Here is a 16,823-nt window from a genome sequence, read left to right as displayed (position 1 = left end):
ACGCGCTTCTCAGGCATGTACCCGTGAGCAGACCTATTGGTTCGGCTGCACCGAGCCCGGCTGCACCCACGAGTTGACGGCCGACCAGACGACAGACGGACGCACATACGGCAACTGCCCGGCCCACGGGTTCGTGACCGGCAAGGTGCTCAGGGCCGCGTCGACACGCGTCTGAGCGGTTCAGCGACGACGGCGCCGGGCGGACGACGTCGCAGGCTCGGGCATCGCCTCGGCCATCTCCCCCGCGGGGTCGACCTCGCCACCGAGGTACGACGCCAGGAGCTCTTCGCTGCCCGCCAACTCCGACGACGCCCGCTCGACCACGACCTCGCCCTTGGCCAACACATAGGCGCGGTCGGTGTTCTCCAGCGCCATGTGCACGAACTGCTCCACGATGAGCACGGCCGTGCCTTCGGCGTTGACGTCACGGATGATGTCGAACAACAACGACACGATCTTGGGCGCCAGGCCAAGCGACAGTTCGTCGACGATCAACAGCTTGGGCGCGCTCATGAGGGCACGGGCGACCACCAGCATCTGCTGCTCGCCGCCCGACATGGTCCCCGCCGCCTGCTTGCGGCGTTCCTTCAGTCGAGGGAAGTAGTCGAAGACCCGTTCCAACGCCGGCTCGTAGCCTGCCTTGTCCTTGCGGCGGGGCAAGTAGCCGAAGCGCAGGTTCTCCTCGACCGACAGGCCGGGGAACAGCGCCCGGCCTTCGGGGCCGTGGGCAATCCCCTTCCCCACCACCGCGTAGGCGGGCATGCCGCCGATCTCCTCGCCGTCGAACATGATGCTGCCCCGTCGCGGCGACAGGAGGCCGGAAATGGTGCGCAGCGTCGACGTCTTGCCTGCGCCGTTGGCGCCGAGCAGGGCGACCCGCTCCCCCGCTTCCACCGTGAGGCTGACGCCACGGAGCGCCTGCACCGAGCCGTAAAAGACGTCGATGTCGCGAACTTCGAGCAGCGCCATCAGCCCACCGTTTCCTTCACGGGCTCGCCGAGATAGGCGGCGATGACCTCGGGGTTGCGCTGGATCTCCTCGGGCACGCCGTGGGCGATGATCCGGCCTTGGTCGAGCACGTAGAGGTAGTCGCTCACGCCGGTGACCATGCGCACGTCGTGTTCGATGAGGAGCAACGTCACGCCGAGCCCCCGCACGAAACGCAGGACCTCGATGAGCTTGTCGGTCTCGCTGTTGTCGAGGCCCGACGCGGGCTCGTCGAGCATGACCACGCTGAAGCCCGTGACGAGGGCGCGGGCCACCTCGATCATGCGCAACACGCCAAAAGGCAGGTCGCCCGTCGAGCGGTTGGCCAAGTGGCTGAGGTCGAGCAGTTCGAGGATCTCGTCGACCCGCTCGACGGCGGCCTGCTCGGCCTCCAAGGCCTTGCGGGTGACGCCGACGTGCGAGCCGATGCCCGTCGGGTTGTGCACGTGGGTGGCCACCAACAGGTTCTCGTAGACGGTGAGCTGGCGGAACAGCTGGATGAGCTGGAAGGTGCGGGCCACGCCCACGCGGGCACGGCGGTGCACCGGCAGCGCGGTGACGTCTTCGCCGTACAGCGAGATGGTGCCCGACGCCGGTGTGTTGTAGCCGGCGATGGCGTTGAAGAAGGTGGTCTTGCCTGCCCCGTTGGGGCCGATAAGCCCGACGATCTCGTTCTCACGAACTTCGAGCGACGCCTCGTTCACCGCCGTCAGGCCGCCGAAACGAACGGTGATGTCGCGCGCTTCGATGAGCAGCTCGCGCTCCTCCCGGGGACCGGTGGGCCGGAACTCGGCCACGCGGCCTCGGGCCACAAGCAGTCCCTCTTCGATCTTCGGCGGCGCCGTCGCCGCCCCGTTCTCGGCGGGTTGCGGCGTCGCATGGGCCGAGCCGTTGGTGGTGGACGGCGCTGCCATGCGCAGGCGGTCCTTGAAGTCGATCGGCGGTCGCGCCGTCACCGAGGCCGGTGTGGGCGACGGGCGGAACCGGCCCAACGGCAGTGTGGCGACGAACCCGCGCACCGAGGCCCGCATTCGGGCGAAGAAGGCAGCGACAGGCCCCGGCTCTTGTTGCTTGGCCCGCTCCCCTTCCGGGGTGTCCTCGCCGTCGCCCGAGTGCCCAAGGCCGGGGAACACCTTCTCGCGCAGGCGCTTCAGTACCGGCTCCAGTCGGTCGGCCACGACCCCGAAACGGTCGGGAACCGAGGCCAAGCCGCCGCGATAGGCGATCAGCACGACGGCCAGCAGCAAGCTGGAGACGATCTCGAGGAACGCGCCCAGCGCTTGCACCCGGTAGAAGACCTCAGCGAGGGCGGCGAACAACACCCCCGACGCCACTGCCCCGGGCAGGCTGGTGAGCCCGCCGACCACGGCAATGGCGACGAAGAACAACGAGATGTTGAAGGTGAACTGGTCGCCGCTGACCACACCGGCGTCTGTCATCATCAGGTTGCCTGCGGCCCCGGCGATCGCACCGGAGACGACGAAGGCGAGCAGCTTGTAGCGCATGACGTCGATGCCCAAGGAGGCGGCCGCCATCTCCGAGCCGCGCAGGGCGAAGAAGGCACGCCCGGTCTTGGAGTCGCGCACGCAGGCGGCGGTGAACACGACTCCGCCGAGGATGCCGACGGCCACCAACCAGAACACTCGGCGGTCGGTGAAGTCGAAGTACGGGATGGCGTCGGGCTTGCCGATGGCACGGGCTGCAACCTGGTCGTGCTTGGTGAACCAGTCCTGTCGGAAGAGGAACTCGCTCGCCATCCACGAGAAAACCAGGGTCGCCACCGCCAGGTACAACCCACGGACCCGAAGGGCGACACCGCCGAGAATGGCGGCCGCCGCCGCGCCACAGGCGGCAGCCAGCGGAAGGCTCAGGGGGAACGGAATGCCGAGGCCCTCGGCGATGTGGCCGGTGCTGTAGGCACCGATGCCCACCAACGCGGCGTGGCCGAGCGAGATCTGGCCCACCCAGCCCGTGAGCAATACCAGCGACACGGCGATGATGGCGTAGATGGCCGCCAGGTTGGCCGTGCCCACGATGGAGGACGGCACCTTCGGGAAGAACGGGAAGGCCACGACAAGCGCAACCACCAGCAGGGCGACGTTGGGGTTGCGAATGCGGCCGCCGCTCGCCTGCGCTTCGGACCGCTGCGCCCGCTTGACCGCAGCGCCCGTCGTCGGCGCGTCGGCGGCGCCGGCGTCGTCGGCGGCCACGAGCGCCTTGCCCCGGGTCGCCATCACCACGACCGACAACACGGCGAGCAGGAACTGCGGCGCGCCTTGCAGTTCGCCGAGGAAGCCGATCACCGGCACGAGGCCTTGGGTGACGCCCACGATGGTAGCCCCGACGAGGGCGCCGGGGAGACTGCCCAGGCCGCCGATGAGGGCGGCGATGAAGGCAGGCAACACCTGAAGGGCGAGGTTGTACGGGTGCAACGAGGTGACCGCGGCCAACAGGATCCCGGCCAGTGCGGCCAGCGCGCCGCCGAGCGCCCAGGTCATCGACGTGATGCGGTCGGGATTGACGCCCATCAACGAGGCGGCAAGCCGGCTTTCGGCCGTTCCTCGCATGATGAGGCCGATGTCGGTGCGCTGGATGAGGGCGAACAGCGCGCCCGCCAGCACCAGCATGACGATGAAGAGGCCGATCTCGCCGTACTGGATGCTGGAAAGGCCGACATCGACGCGGCCTGCCGGGAACACCCGCACGGCGTCCAGGCTGGCCGTGCCCCAAATGCGGGCGGCAACGGCGACCAGCAACCCGAGCACGGCCACGGTGCCGACCGTCTGGGCCGTCGGCCCGTCGGGCCGAAGCCGGCTGACGAAGACCTTCTCGACCGCCAGGCCGAGCAGTGCACCCGCAAGGATGCCGAGCGGCAGCGCGATCACCACCGGGATGCCGACTCGGACCATGGCGTACAGGAGGTAGGCCGGCACCATCGCCATGGCGCCGTGCGCCAGGTTGAGCATGCGCGAGGCCCGGTAGATGAGGACGATGCCGATAGCAAAGATCCCGTAGGCGCCGACGAGCGGCAACGACAGGACCAGCGAAACGAAGACGCGAGTCACGTGGGTGGCCTCTGGAGGGTCAGCCGCCGCGGGCGGGGTCGAGGATGAAACCGGATTGGTCGTTGGTCCAGCCCCGGAAGGTCCCCCCGCTTACGGTCATGGAGAACGACTGCGACCGCACGTTGGCCGCGTGGTTCCCCGGGCGCCACGACAACGTCGACGCCAAGTCGTTCTTGAAGTCCATCGAGTCGAGCTGCGCCTTGAGGCGAGCGCGGGTGAGGTTCGGCCCCACCGCCTTCAGTGCCTCGACGAACACGCTCATGCCGAGGTAACTGCCCTCGATGAACTGGTTGTTGATGTCGATGTCGGGCTTCAGCGCGCGCACGTCGCTCACGTAGGCAGCGACCCCGGGAAGGGTGGCCAACGGCCCGATGGGCGGGTTGTAGCCGGTCCACACGGCGAAGCCGTGGCAGTCGCCGCCGATCTGCTGCACGCAGTCCTGGGCGAAGCGATCGGTGAAAAGGGTCTGGGCGCCGGCGGTGTAGAGGCGACCGCGGGCGGGGCGACGCTGGAGCCACTTCTTGGCCGTGTCGGGCAGCAGGAGCATGGCCACCATGTCGCACTTCTCGCCGCTGCTGCCGCACGCCCCGTTGAAGGCCTCGGCCTCCGACGCGTACGACTGCTGGTCAGGGTCGAGCCGGGCTGTGGCCACCAGGTTCAGGCCCATGGCCTTGACCTGCTGCTCGAAAGCGTCCTTGCCTTCCTGACCGAACTTGTACTCGCCGTCCCAGACGATGGCGAAGGTCTTGGCACCGCGGTTTGTGGCCCCGTACTTGGCCATGACCCGCATCGAGGTGACGGTGGCCGATGCGACGGGCCACACCCACTGCTCGTTGTACTGCTCCTCACGCATGCCGTCGGTGCCCACCACGGGGATGCCCGCTCGGGCGATGACGCCACCCTTGATGGCGGCCCCGAGGCCCTCGGCGGAGGGCACCACCGGGAGGGCGAAGTACCCCTCGGCGGCGAAGCTGCGGATGAACGAACTGCCTTCCGGCTTGAACGAGTCGTTGACGACGCGGAGGTCGAGAAGGCGCCCGCAGATGCCGCCTGCCTTGTTGACCTTGTCGACCACGGCCTTCATGGCAACGGGCGAGTCGCCCAAGAGGCTACGGGCCGGGCCGTCGAGCACGGCCGTGGTGGCCAAGCGGATCTGGTTACCGGTGACGCCGGTGTCGGTGTTGCCGCCGTTGCGTCCGGCCTTGCACTCGGCGCCTGCAGCACCGCCGCCGCCGCCCGCGGTTCCTGCAGTCCCGGCGCTGCCCGCCGTGCCCGCCACACCTTCGGTGCCCGGGCCGGCGACGCCCTCGCCCGCAGCGGTGCCCGCGTCACCGGCCAAGGGGCCGCTGTCGGTGCCGGCACCTTGTCCAGCAGCCAGGTCGGCGTTGTTGCCGGGTTCGTACCGCAAGGCGGAAACGACCAGCACCATCACCAGCACGACGATGAAGCTCTTCACGCCGCTTTCGATCTTGGGCAGTGCCATCAGGCCATTCCCCCTGCCATCCGTCCGGCGGCGAGCCTTCGCAAGGTGCGGCGCCGTTCCCCCGCGTAACAGGGCCAATAGAGAAGGAGCCACATGGCCATCATCAGCCCGAACTCGGCCGGCGAGGACCAGAACAACCGGGCCAGGTCGGCGGGAAGGCCCAGCAGCTTCCGCAGGAAGCGGCCGAGCGGGTCACCGGCGTCCCGGCTCGATCCTGCCCCCAGGCCGTACAGAAGGCCAGGGATCTCACCGGTGCCCGCTGTGGCGCCGGTGCCGAAGCTGTCGCCCACACCGCCGAAGCCGCTATCACCGAGATTGCCGAGGCCTCCTGCGCAACCACCGTCGCTTCCCATGCCGTTCACACAGGCGATTCCGTAGGTGGTGGCAGCCTGGGCGGCGGCGAACTGGTAGATCTGCCGACCAGCTCCACGGAACTGGCTGTCGCCCCGGAAGAAGATGATCTCCAAGCCAGGTATCGCCAACGAGCTGTCCCGATGGATCACCTGATCGGTGAACCGGTCGAGATCGTCACGAATTACTCCGGCGCGGTATCCGTGCACCGTGCCTTTGGCAAGGTCGGGATCGGGCTCGCGCAACTGCATCCGTCCCGAGCTGCCGTAGGCCTGGTTGAAGCTGGCTGCGAACCTCTGCTCGTCGGCTTTCGTCAGGCAGCCCGACTGCTGAAAGTTGCCTGGCCCAAGGTCGACACCACAGATCAGGCGCTCGAACGACGTGGCCGCCGTCTCCTTGCGGCCGCCGGCCCAGCTTTTTGCCTGCACCCAAACCCTGTCGATGCGGGCACTCGAACTCACCGGCAACTCGATCCCTCGGGCCTCCGAGGTGACGACGACTTTGATTCCACCGTCCTTCGGGCGCTCCACCTCGACTGTCGAGAACGACGACGTCGCACCCGCTGAACCGCTGCCGGCCCCGGCCAGGCCGGTTACCGAAAAGGCTCCCGTCGTCCTTACCTCGGCGCGATCTTCCGAAGCTTTGCAGTCGGCCGCCGCCGTGAAACCGCGGTCGGAGCCGACCTTCTGGTTCGTCGTCGACTCGTCGCCTTCGCACTCGGAGAGGAAATCGTCGATGTCGTCGTCGTTGGCGTCGAAGGAGTAGCCCTCCGGATTCGGGCCTGGCCACTCCACGACCGCAGGGTTTGTCATCTGCCAGCACCGTCCGGCCGGGTCTTCCATGTCGGCTTCGGTCGTTGGGTCGGCGTCGAAACCGGATCCGGCTGCGCTGGCCGACAGGTCGGATACCGAAGCCGAGGTAGCCTCCGCCACCACCAGCTCGCGATCGACCGTGGCGCACGCGCGTATGGGTGATCTGTCACCGCCTAGGCCACTGTCCGCCTCGGGGCCTGCCGCTGTCGCTGCAGCAATCCCTCCCGTGAGAAGCACTCGACTGCCGAAGCCGGTGCCCTCGCCGAGGAACGATGCTTGGGTAAGTCCCGGCGCCTCGTTCACTTGGGTGGTGAAAGCATCGTCGCCCGAGGACGGCGGCGGCGTCGCGAGGGGGATGCGATCCTCGAGCACCCGATAGAACGGCTCAACCGGCGCAGGGACCATCTTTGCCGCATCGGTCTCGGGATAGACGAACCGCATGTTGTTCGGGTTCGGGACTCCCCGCCGCATGAACAGGCGACGTCGCACGGGGTCCACCTGGATCCGCAGCCGCCCCGGGTAAGCGAGCTCGGGTACGACGTTCTCGAACGCCGGTACCGGGTCGATGAACGGGTCCACGACCTGGAATCCGCCACGAACCGGAGAGCGGCTGTGGGTCACCTCCGTGCCTGCACCCTTGAAAAACACGTGGTCAGAGATGTTTGCGTACAGCCGTCCGGTGGTCGGGTCGAGACCCGCAGCGGCTGACGACGTCGAGCCGAGCATGCTCGCGATAGACCCCACGAAACGCAGCACCTTGCTGTCGAACACCCACCACGTCTCGCCCTGGCCGTTGTCCTCGCGCAGGAACATCCGCCCCGATGACGGGTCGGCGAGGACGTCGAGCGCAAATCGACCGAGCCGTACTTGTGCGTCCTCGCCCGTCGGTTCGCCGTTGGCGTTACGCGGCAGCCGTATCACCTGTGCGCTCAGGCGTCCGCTTTGGCACACCACGTGCAGATTGCCAGGGGTGACCAGCAGCTCCCAGCGATAGCGGCCCCGGTCACCTCCGACGGGGACCGTCCTGCACGACTCGAGGACGCGGGTGCCCGGAAGCGCGCCCGCCTGGGGGGGATTGGCGGACGCCCAATCGACGACAGGAGTCGATTGCGTCGCCGTCTCGGATGGCGCGTTCGCCCGCAGTGGACTGGTTGTCGAGTCCCAACGCCAGGCGGCCAGCATGTGGGTGTAGGCGCCTTCGTCTCGGAACGGTGTTTTCGGCGGGTCGGCGAAGAGCATGAGCAGCCGGCCATGGTCGCCACGCTCCTCCAACTGCATGGACTTGAGGGAGTAGTCGTGCAGCGGCAGTTGGACGACGGGTTCCCTGAAGGTGGCGGAGAAGGCAGCGTCGCCCCGGTCGAGTGCGGCCTCGTCGATGACGACGATCCGACTGAACGGACGGACGCCGTCGGCCCCGCTCGTCATACGGCTACCGGTGCCGGCTTTGTTGGCCAGCGCGATGTAGACCAGGCCTCGCTTCTGGTCGACTGCGTGGAAAACCTCTCCCGCGTCCGCCGCATTGTTGGTTCCGGAAGCGGTCCCGGTCACCAACGCGTCACCGGCAAATGCCACCCGTCGTCTCAGTGCGAGCGTGTCGAGGTCGAACGACTGCACGATCACAGAGTTGAAAGGCTCGGCAGAGAAGCCCGTCTCGAAGATCTGATACCCCCGGCGACTGGTGGGGTTGAGGATCAGCCACCCCATGGAAGCTTCCTCGTCGACGCTCAGGCCAGGGGGCGAGGCAACGGGGAGCTGTGCGACTTCCCTGATACCACCGGACGCGCCCGCTTCTTGGGCAGCCGAGCCCGTCAGAAGGGTCGGGGAAACGGAAACAAGAGCGGACAGCAACAACGACGTCACCGCTGCCCTCCTCGCTGTACCTCTCACCACATGGCTGATGTGCCTACGTGGAGTCCGCCGTACAGCGATGCCCGTCAAGTATTCCCCCTACGTGTTGAGTACGAAGTAGCCGCGTCGACCGCAGGTGCAGTCATTTTCTGGTTGCTAGTTCTGCTGTTCGACGGGCGACATGCACATTCCTTGTCACCCGTGCTGGACGTCAGGGTAGCGACCCGCCGGGACATGTCGCGTTCGGCTGCATGACCGAGGGCGTACGAGCGCCTTCCTGTTCGAAAGAATCCAGATGTCGAACGACGCCCCTTGTCCAAGGCCTCGCACCGTGTTGCCCTGGAGGTTGAGACATGATCAGTCTGCCTGGTGAATCCGCATCGGGGTCGACAGGGAAAGGGAGAGCGCCCGAAGGCGCCCTCCCTGGCAAAATCCCTGGTGCTGATTAGCGGCTCAGGCGACGCTGAACGTCACCGCGCCGTTCACGATGTCGTACTTTGTTGCCCCGGGGGCGGTGAGGCACGCCTGCGCCCCGCCTGTGCTCGACGACGGGGTGGCTGTGGCGTCACCGGCACCAGCACCTCGCTGGTTGGTCGACACCTTCACGACTGCCGTCAACCCAATGCCGATGTTCCCGCCGGTGCTGGCCACTGTGATGGTGGCAGTGTAAAGGTGGCCGTCGTGCGTCCTCACCTGCGCTGTTCCCGAGCCTGTGATAGAGCCACAGGCACCCGTCAGTGTGCCCGAAGCCGAGATCGTGCAAGGCCCGGTGCCTGCGGCCTTCTTCACGCCGGCGGTGACATCGGTGCACGCGCTTGATGTGAACGAGAAGCTGCCTGTCTCGATCTTCGCCGCTTCGAGACCGACAGGGATAGTGGCGCTACCGGTGAACTGCAGGGCGACCGAGCTCTGGGCCTGAGCGGGCGAACCGCCGCTTACCAGGGCGAGGGTCATTCCAAGTCCGAGGAGACCTCGGACGAGACGCTTGTGCATGCAACTCTCCATTTTCGTTTGATGTTCGGTCAACGGCGGTGAGTGCGTCGGGCAGGCGCGTTGAACAAGCGACCTGCCCGGAGGGTTCCCATCACACTTGGCAACGGAGCCCGTGCGGGCTCCTGTCCCCGCCTCCAAGTGCTGTCCTCAGTGTGACGCTTCGGGTGATATGTCTCGACACCCCTCGGGGTGATCTTTTTGTCACCCTGTCTGTCACCCGGTTGTCGTCCGAGGGCCAATTGGATGCCGTTGCATCTCACCCCACTGCCAATGTCACCTGACCGTTCAGGACGTCATAGCGCGACGCACCCGCGGCGTTCAGGCACGCGAGATCTCCGCCTGTGTGGTCTTTGGCTCGCAGTGTGGCGACTCCTACCCCGGTCCCTATTTGCCCAGTCGACTGCTTTGTCACCGGGTCGAACACCATCTCGACCTTGCCGTCGACGCCAACGAGGCTGACGGCTGCTACGTAGACATGCCCGTCGTGGGTTGTCATTCGACCTGTGCCGAACCCGGTGAAATAGGCGCACGTGCCGGAGGCGGTCCACGAGACAGAGAACGCACAAGGGCCGGCCCCCGCGCTCTTCTTCAGGCCGGCGGTGACGTTGACGCAAGCACTGCTGTACATGGCACCGGAGACATGCCGAGAGTTGTCGATCACCAGGCCAGGAGACATCTCGGCTACGCCCGTGAAGCGCAGCTGGACCACGCTCTCTGCGTGCGCCGGAGCAGCGGGGACCACCAGCAGGGTGAGCGTCGCACCGCCGGCGAGAACGACGCCGGCCAATCAAGGGTGCACGGACATCAGCCGATCACCCGCGCTTCATTGCCGTTGTCGTAGAGCTCGACGATCGAGTAGGCGAGGTTGTCGCCGTCGTTCGACTCCAGCAGGCGGTTGGTCGGGTCGAGTCGGATCACGATGGCGTAGAGGCCGTCGGCAAGCCCGGCGATGGGCAACGACTGGCCCGGGAGGCCCATGTCGTACAGGTCGGCCCAGCCTGCCGAGATGCCCTGCAATGCACCGGGGCAGCCGACGTAGGTCTGCGGTGGGCTGTCCTCGCTGTTGGCCTCGGAGTCCATCAGGCAGAACGACACCTTGGGGCTGGTGGCCACCTGGCCACCAGCCGAAAAGTCGGGCGTCCCGTCAGGGAGGACCCGCCGTAACTCGTAGTCGGCGAAGTCCTGGAAGTGAAAGTGGTTGTGGGCTGCATGCCACGCCAACTCGCCCACCTCCTGCCGGGTCAGGCACGCTTTGGTCGCCCACGACGTGCACTGCAACGCCCGCCACCGCTCCGGATCCGCAGTGGGTTCGCCGAGCAGCTCCAACGCCACGCTGCCCACGTTGGCCACCAGGGTCGGGAACCGCAGCACCTTGGTGTTCGGGTCAACGGTCGTCACCAGGCCAACCGGATCGAAGGCAATGGCATCAGGCCCGACGCTCACGTACGCCGGTGGCTTGGGCACGATGTTGGGAAGGGCTCCGGGCGGCAGCAGCGACGATGCGCACCCCGGCGGCACCACCTTCGGATGCCCCACCCGACAGGTCCCGGGAAGCACCTTCTCCCCCGCTTGCGCAGGCACGACGGCAGCGAGAGCGACGGTGGCGGCAACAAGGGCAACCACCCGAATGCGACGGCTCACAACAACCCCCTCTTGGCGGCGATGGCCGCCGCTTCGGTTCGGGAATGGCACTCGAGCTTGTCGAGCAACCGGCGGACATACGTCTTGACGGTGTTCTCACTGAGGCACAGCAGCTTGGCGATGCCTGCCGTGCTCTCGCCTTCGGCCACCAAGCGCAGCACTTTGGTTTCTTGCGACGACAAGCGGACCCCGCGGGCCCGGTTCACCCCTCGATAGGCCCACCGAGCGACTCGCCCGGCAACTTTGGTGTCGAGGACGGTCTCGCCGTTCGCCACCGCGTGTACGGCCCGGTTCAGCTCGTTCCCCTCGACATCCTTGTACAGGTAAGCACGGGCACCCGCCTCGATCGATCGCCTGACGACATCGTCGTTCGATTCGTCGGTGAGGATGACGACTGCGGTGTCGGGAAAGCGCTCCGATGCCTCTTCGCATACCTCGACGCCCGTCATGCGGGGCAGCGAGTAATCGACCACGGCCACGTCCGGCTGCAGCAAGGCCATCAGGTCGAGCGCGTCCTCTCCGTTGGCAGCCGTGCCCACGAGGTGGATGTCGACGCTCTTGCACAGCAAGCTCGACACCCCCGCTCGCACAATCTCCTGGTCGTCGACGACGATGACTCGAACTGGCTGCATTGCTCAGCAGTCCCCCTTGATTGTGTACGTAAGCGTCACTTCGACAGCAGCCCCGCGCGGCGTGCTGCCCTGCAACGTCATGGCGCCGCCCAACGACCGCACCCGCGACACCAGGGCGCCGAGCTCAGAGCCAAGTACCCTCCGCCCGCTGAACGGAATCCCGTCGTCGCGCACGTGAAGGGTGAGTGCCTCCGCCCGATAGTCGAGTTTCACCGTTGCCAATCGAGCCCGGCCGTGGGCGTCGGCGTTGACCAACGCTGCGTGGGCGACAGCGAGCAGGGTGTCGGCCACCCGGGCCTCCACCGGCTGCTGCACCCCGTGCCGGGTGAAGCGGACATCGAGCACCGAGTGCCGTTGGAAGCGTGCCACCAGGCGTCGCAGGCCGACAGCGACGTCACCGTCACGAGCATTCACGGTGGCCAAGGCATACCCCGCCTGGCGGACCTGCCGGTGCCCCACCGCGGCCACCCGCAGGAGCTCCTCGAAGCGCCCACGCGAGGCTCTGTCGGGCGCCGCCACCGCGTATTCAGCCAATTGCCGGCACAGGCCTGCCAGTTGAGGCGCAATCGCCTCGTGCGCCTCCACGACGAATCGATCCTGCCGTGCTGTCGCCGCATGGCGACGGCGGATGCGCTGGAGTAGGTCGCACCAGGTGTCCCCCACCGCGGTGGCAACATCGGCGTCGGGCTCGGCCTGGTGGCGGCCCGTCATTCGCACTACGCCGACGACCTTGTCTGCCATCAAGAGCGGCACGATCAGCCCGTCAATCGCCAGCGGGGCAGGCTCGCTTGCGTCCCACGTGCGCAGGGCTTGGTCGACTGCAGCTGTCGGTGGCCGGGTGGGCAACGTCGCTCGCAGCCGACGATCCGTCACACAGACCTCGTGGACCACGATGTCGACCGATCGCCCCACTCGGCGGTTGAACTCCCGCACGGCGACGTCGGCGCCCGATCCATCGGCCGCCTCGACCAGGGCATCGGCTGCCTCGGCGAAACACAGACGGAGTTGCATCCGGTCCCGATCGGCCAATCGGGCGTGGGCCACGGTGCGCAGGTCGGCCAGCCTCGCTTCGGAGACGACGCCGTCGCCGCGGGCCGAGTCCAACAGGCGCGCCACGGCCACCCTGGTTGTTGCGGTGCCCAGCCCCCACGCCAACTCGAAGGCTCGGGCCGCGGACAATTCCGTCTGGTCGACCTGTCCGTTACACGTCCGCCCCCCGAGCGGGAACGTGTAATTGGTCATGTGCTCCGCCGTAAGCGCGACCAGGACTTCCAGTCGACCGCCGTCGCCAGTAATACGACCACCGCGGCCCAGCGTGTCGGAATTGCTGGGATTCTTTTGTTTCTAGCGGCGGGCGTCGAAGGTGGGGATCAGTGTGCGGGCGGCGCGGGCCTCGTCGACCCGGCTGACCGGGGTGGTGCGGGGGGCGGCGGCGGCCTCGTCGTGGGAGTCCGCCGCGATGCGCTCGAGCGCATCGGCCAGCGATTGCAGGGTCTGTAACGACTCCGTCTCGGTCGGCTCGATCATCAGCGCCTCGGCCACGATCAGCGGGAAGTAGACGGTGGGCGCGTGGAAGCCCTCTTCGAGCAGCCGCTTGGCCACGTCGAGGGCCCGCACTCCCCCGGCCTTCTTGAGCGAGGTGGTCGACGCCACGAACTCGTGCATGTTGGGCCGGTCGTAGGGCACGTCGTACACGCCTCGCAGGCGGTGCCGAAGCCAGTTGGCGTTCAGCACGGCGGCCTCGGCCACCCGGCGCAGTCCGTCTCCCCCGTTGACGAGGATGTACGACCACGCCCGGGCCAACGCCAAGGCGTTGCCGTGCCAGCCGTGCACCCGGCCGATCGACCGCTCGGGGGTGGCCCAGCGCAGGGAGCCGTCGGGCTGCCGCTCGGGCACCGGCCCCGGCAGGTACTTGGCCAGGCGGGGCGACACGGCCACCGGCCCCGCCCCGGGCCCACCGCCGCCGTGGGGCACGGCGAAGGTCTTGTGCAGGTTCATGTGCACGATGTCGAAGCCCATGTCGCCGGGCCGCACCACGCCCAGGATGGCGTTGAGGTTGGCGCCGTCGTAGTAGAGCAACCCGCCCACCTCGTGGACCGCGGCGGCGATCTCCACGATGTCTTCCTCGAACAACCCCAAGGTGTTGGGGTTGGTGAGCATGATCCCGGCCACGTCCTCGTCGAGCCGCTTGCGCAGCTCGCCCACGTCGACCAGGCCTCGGTCGTCGGACGGCACGGTCACCGTCTCGTAGCCGCCCAGGGTCACCGACGCCGGGTTGGTGCCGTGCGCCGAGTCGGGGATGATCACCTTGGTGCGCTGGCGGCCTTGGTCTTCATGCCAGGCCCGCATCAGCAGCAGCCCGGTGAGCTCCCCCGACGCGCCCGCAGGCGGCTGCAGGGTGATGGCCGACATGCCGGTGACCTCGCACAGGGCGTCACCCAGGTCGGCCAGCAACGCCAGCCAACCCTGGATCATCGACTCCGGCGCCGCCGGGTGGACGTCGGCCAGGCCGGGCAGGCCGGCGGCGTCGTCGCACAGCTTGGGGTTGTACTTCATGGTGCACGACCCCAGCGGGTACGGCCCCAGGTCGACCGAGTACTGCCGGTGGGTCAGCCGGGTGAAGTGCGCCACCAGGTCGCGCTCCGACACCTCGGCGATGTCGGCGGGCGCGTCGGCCAGGTGGTCGGCGGGCACCAGTTCGTCGGCGCCCCACTCAGGCACCCCCGTCTCTCGGAACGACCACGCCCGCCGCCCCGCCACCGACTGCTCGAAGATGGTGGGCTCTTCTTCCCGCCCCATGAGCGGGATCGACTTGGCATCCACTACTTGACCACCTTCTCGAATGCCGTCACGTAGGCGTCGATCTGCTCGCGCGTGCGCTTCTCGGTGACCGCCACCAACAGGCCGCCGTCGTCGAGGGGCACGCCCGCCAGGAAGCCCTCCTCGGCCATGCGTTCCACGATCACCTCACCCGCCACCGGCGCCCGCACGCCAAACTCCCGGAACACCGGCGCCGAGGCCACCGGCGACACGCCGTCGACGGCCAGCAGCGCCTCCCGGGCGTAGCGGGTGCCCCGAGCACAACGCAGCGCCAGCTCCCGCAACCCGCTGGTGCCGAGCCACGCCATCTGGATCACGCAGCACACAGCGATGAGGGTCTGGTTGGTGCAGACGTTCGACGACGCCTTCTCCCGGCGGATGTCCTGCTCACGGGTGCGCAGGGTCGTCACGTAGGCCCGCCGCCCCTCGGTGTCGACCGTCTCGCCCACCAGCCGGCCGGGCAGCCGCCGCACGTGCTCTTGGCGGCAGGCGAACAACCCCAGGTACGGCCCCCCGAACGACAGCGGCGTGCCGAAGGGTTGGCCCTCCCCCACCACCACGTCGGCGCCGTACGAGCCCGGCGACCGCAACAGTCCGCCCGCCACCGGGTCGAAGGCCACCAGCAGCAGGGCGCCCAGTGACTTGGCCGCGGCGGCCGCGCCCGCGATGTCGTCGAGGCAGCCCAGGTAGTTGGGGTACTGCAACAGGATCGCCCCCGGCGCGCCCTCTGACGGGAACCGGGTCACGCCGTCGACCAACGGCACGTCGACCAGTTCGTGGCCGGTGCCGCCCGCGAACGTGCGCATCACCTCGCGCCACTGCGGATGTACGCCGCCGCTCACCCACACCTCGGAGCGCCCGGTGGCGGCCACGGCCAGGTTCACCGCCTCCACGCATGCGGTGGCGCCGTCGTACAACGAGGCGTTGGCGATCTCCACGCCGGTCAGGCGGGTCAGCATCGTCTGGTACTCGAACAGGGCTTGCAACACGCCCTGCGACACCTCGGGCTGGTACGGCGTGTAGGCGGTGACGAACTCGGAGCGGAAGGCCACCCGGCGGACCACCGAGGGCACGTCGTGGTCGTAGGCGCCACCTCCGGCGAAGCAGACGAGGTCGGGGCCCGAGCGGCGGTTGGCACCCGCCACCTGTTCGACCCGCACGGCGACGTCGGGCTCGGAGAGACCCGGGGGCAGGTCGAGGGCGCCGGTGAGGCGCAGCGCCTCGGGCACGACCGAGAACAGCTCGTCGACCGACGACAGGCCGAGATCGGCGAGCATGCTCGCCACCTCCTCGTCGGTGTGAGGGACGAAGTGGCCCATCAGCCCCGTCGGGCCTCGACGAAGGGGGTGGGCACGATCCGACCGGCGAGCACTTGGCCCCTGACCTCGACCCCCACGTCGGTGCCGATCTCGACGGTGGGCGGGACGAAGGCCAGGGCGATGCCCCGCCCGAGGATCAGGGAGAAGTTGCCGCTGGTGACCTCGCCGGCCGGGGAGCCGTCGACCAGCACCGGGCAGCCGGCCCGGGGCGGCTGACGGCCCTCGGTCTCCACGCCGTGCAGGGCCCGCTTGACGCCCGCCGCCCGCTCGGCCTCCAGCGCCGCCCGGCCCCGGAACTCGCCCTTGCCCCAGGCGACGACCCATCCCAGGCCGGCCTGCAGGGGCGTGATGCCGGGGCCCAGCTCGTGGCCGTGGAGGGGCAGGCCCGCCTCCAGCCGCAGAGTGTCGCGCGCGCCGAGCCCTGCCGGCGCCACGCCGGCGTCGAGCAGCGCCTGCCAGAGGGCGGCGGCCGTCTCGGCCGGAACCGCCACCTCGACGCCGTCCTCGCCCGTGTAGCCCGTGCCGGCCACGACGCACGGCACGCCCTTCCAGTCGACCCGGCGCACCGCGAAGCGGGGCACTTCGGCGGCCTCGGGCGAGACGTCGGCCAGCCGGCGCCGGGCCTCCGGCCCCTGGACGGCGATCACCGCCCTCTGGCGGGTGACGTCGTCACCGCCGACGGCCTCGACCACCCGGGCGGTGTTGGAGGCGTTGGGCATGACGTGGAACTCGTCGTCGCCGACCCACCAGACGATGATGTCGTCGAGCACCGAGCCGTCGGCCTCGTCGAGCAGGTGGGTGTACTGGGTTCGCCCCGGGCTGACCTTGGACAGGTCGGCGGTGAGCGCGCCCTGCAGCCGGTCGAACGCGTC

The 16,823-nt window shown here is 68.4% G+C and carries 12 protein-coding genes; all 12 read right to left on the bottom strand.

Features of this window, described 5'->3' with window-relative positions:
• Positions 1-180: 180 nt before the first annotated feature.
• Positions 181-969 carry an ABC transporter ATP-binding protein gene (locus VM938_11910; GenBank protein ID HVF75746.1) on the bottom strand — a complete coding sequence of 263 codons (789 nt, stop codon included), beginning with the start codon at positions 967-969 and terminating at the stop codon, positions 181-183.
• On the bottom strand, positions 969-4,052 hold the full coding sequence (locus tag VM938_11905) for a branched-chain amino acid ABC transporter permease/ATP-binding protein (protein HVF75745.1): 3,084 nt from the start codon (positions 4,050-4,052) through the stop codon (positions 969-971). The genes VM938_11910 and VM938_11905 overlap by 1 nt, the downstream gene beginning before the upstream one ends.
• Positions 4,053-4,071: 19 nt before the next feature.
• Positions 4,072-5,535 carry an ABC transporter substrate-binding protein gene (locus tag VM938_11900; GenBank protein ID HVF75744.1) on the bottom strand — a complete coding sequence of 488 codons (1,464 nt, stop codon included), beginning with the start codon at positions 5,533-5,535 and terminating at the stop codon, positions 4,072-4,074.
• Entirely contained in the window at positions 5,535-8,558 is a 3,024-nt protein-coding gene (locus tag VM938_11895; GenBank protein HVF75743.1) for a hypothetical protein, read from the bottom strand. Before VM938_11895 ends, VM938_11900 begins: the two co-directional genes overlap by 1 nt.
• A gap of 441 nt (positions 8,559-8,999) precedes the next feature.
• Positions 9,000-9,500 carry a hypothetical protein gene (locus VM938_11890; GenBank protein HVF75742.1) on the bottom strand — a complete coding sequence of 167 codons (501 nt, stop codon included), beginning with the start codon at positions 9,498-9,500 and terminating at the stop codon, positions 9,000-9,002.
• A 295-nt stretch (positions 9,501-9,795) separates the two neighbouring features.
• A complete protein-coding gene (locus VM938_11885) occupies positions 9,796-10,248 on the bottom strand; it encodes a hypothetical protein (protein HVF75741.1) in 453 nt (150 codons plus the stop codon).
• A 95-nt stretch (positions 10,249-10,343) separates the two neighbouring features.
• Positions 10,344-11,180 (bottom strand): lysyl oxidase family protein, encoded by an 837-nt coding sequence (locus VM938_11880; GenBank protein ID HVF75740.1) that lies wholly within the window; start codon positions 11,178-11,180, stop codon positions 10,344-10,346.
• Positions 11,177-11,812, bottom strand: coding sequence for a response regulator transcription factor (locus tag VM938_11875; GenBank protein HVF75739.1), 636 nt, complete (start codon positions 11,810-11,812; stop codon positions 11,177-11,179). The genes VM938_11880 and VM938_11875 overlap by 4 nt, the downstream gene beginning before the upstream one ends.
• A 3-nt stretch (positions 11,813-11,815) precedes the next feature.
• The gene (locus VM938_11870) at positions 11,816-13,054 is read right to left on the bottom strand and encodes a hypothetical protein (protein HVF75738.1); all 1,239 of its coding nucleotides are present in this window, start codon (positions 13,052-13,054) and stop codon (positions 11,816-11,818) included.
• A 102-nt stretch (positions 13,055-13,156) separates the two neighbouring features.
• Positions 13,157-14,635, bottom strand: coding sequence for an aminomethyl-transferring glycine dehydrogenase subunit GcvPB (gene gcvPB / locus VM938_11865; GenBank protein ID HVF75737.1), 1,479 nt, complete (start codon positions 14,633-14,635; stop codon positions 13,157-13,159).
• Positions 14,635-15,909, bottom strand: coding sequence for an aminomethyl-transferring glycine dehydrogenase subunit GcvPA (gcvPA, locus tag VM938_11860; GenBank protein HVF75736.1), 1,275 nt, complete (start codon positions 15,907-15,909; stop codon positions 14,635-14,637). The genes gcvPB and gcvPA overlap by 1 nt, the downstream gene beginning before the upstream one ends.
• Positions 15,910-15,950: 41 nt before the next feature.
• Positions 15,951-16,823 (bottom strand): glycine cleavage T C-terminal barrel domain-containing protein (locus VM938_11855; GenBank protein ID HVF75735.1); only part of this gene is annotated, 873 nt, incomplete at its 5' end.

The organism is Acidimicrobiales bacterium (genome assembly GCA_035536915.1).
Classification (GTDB): domain Bacteria; phylum Actinomycetota; class Acidimicrobiia; order Acidimicrobiales; family JAHWLA01; genus JAHWLA01.
Note: the sequence above shows the minus strand (reverse complement) of the source record. Positions and strands in the feature narration are given on the sequence as shown.

Coding starts and splice junctions, on each gene's coding strand:
- VM938_11870 (HVF75738.1), bottom strand. CDS start 13,054: ATGACCAATTACACGTTCCCGCTCGGGGGGCGGACGTGTAACGGACAG.
- VM938_11900 (HVF75744.1), bottom strand. CDS start 5,535: ATGGCACTGCCCAAGATCGAAAGCGGCGTGAAGAGCTTCATCGTCGTG.
- VM938_11890 (HVF75742.1), bottom strand. CDS start 9,500: ATGACCCTCGCCCTGGTAAGCGGCGGTTCGCCCGCTCAGGCCCAGAGC.
- VM938_11875 (HVF75739.1), bottom strand. CDS start 11,812: ATGCAGCCAGTTCGAGTCATCGTCGTCGACGACCAGGAGATTGTGCGA.
- gcvPA (HVF75736.1), bottom strand. CDS start 15,909: ATGCTCGCCGATCTCGGCCTGTCGTCGGTCGACGAGCTGTTCTCGGTC.
- VM938_11910 (HVF75746.1), bottom strand. CDS start 969: ATGGCGCTGCTCGAAGTTCGCGACATCGACGTCTTTTACGGCTCGGTG.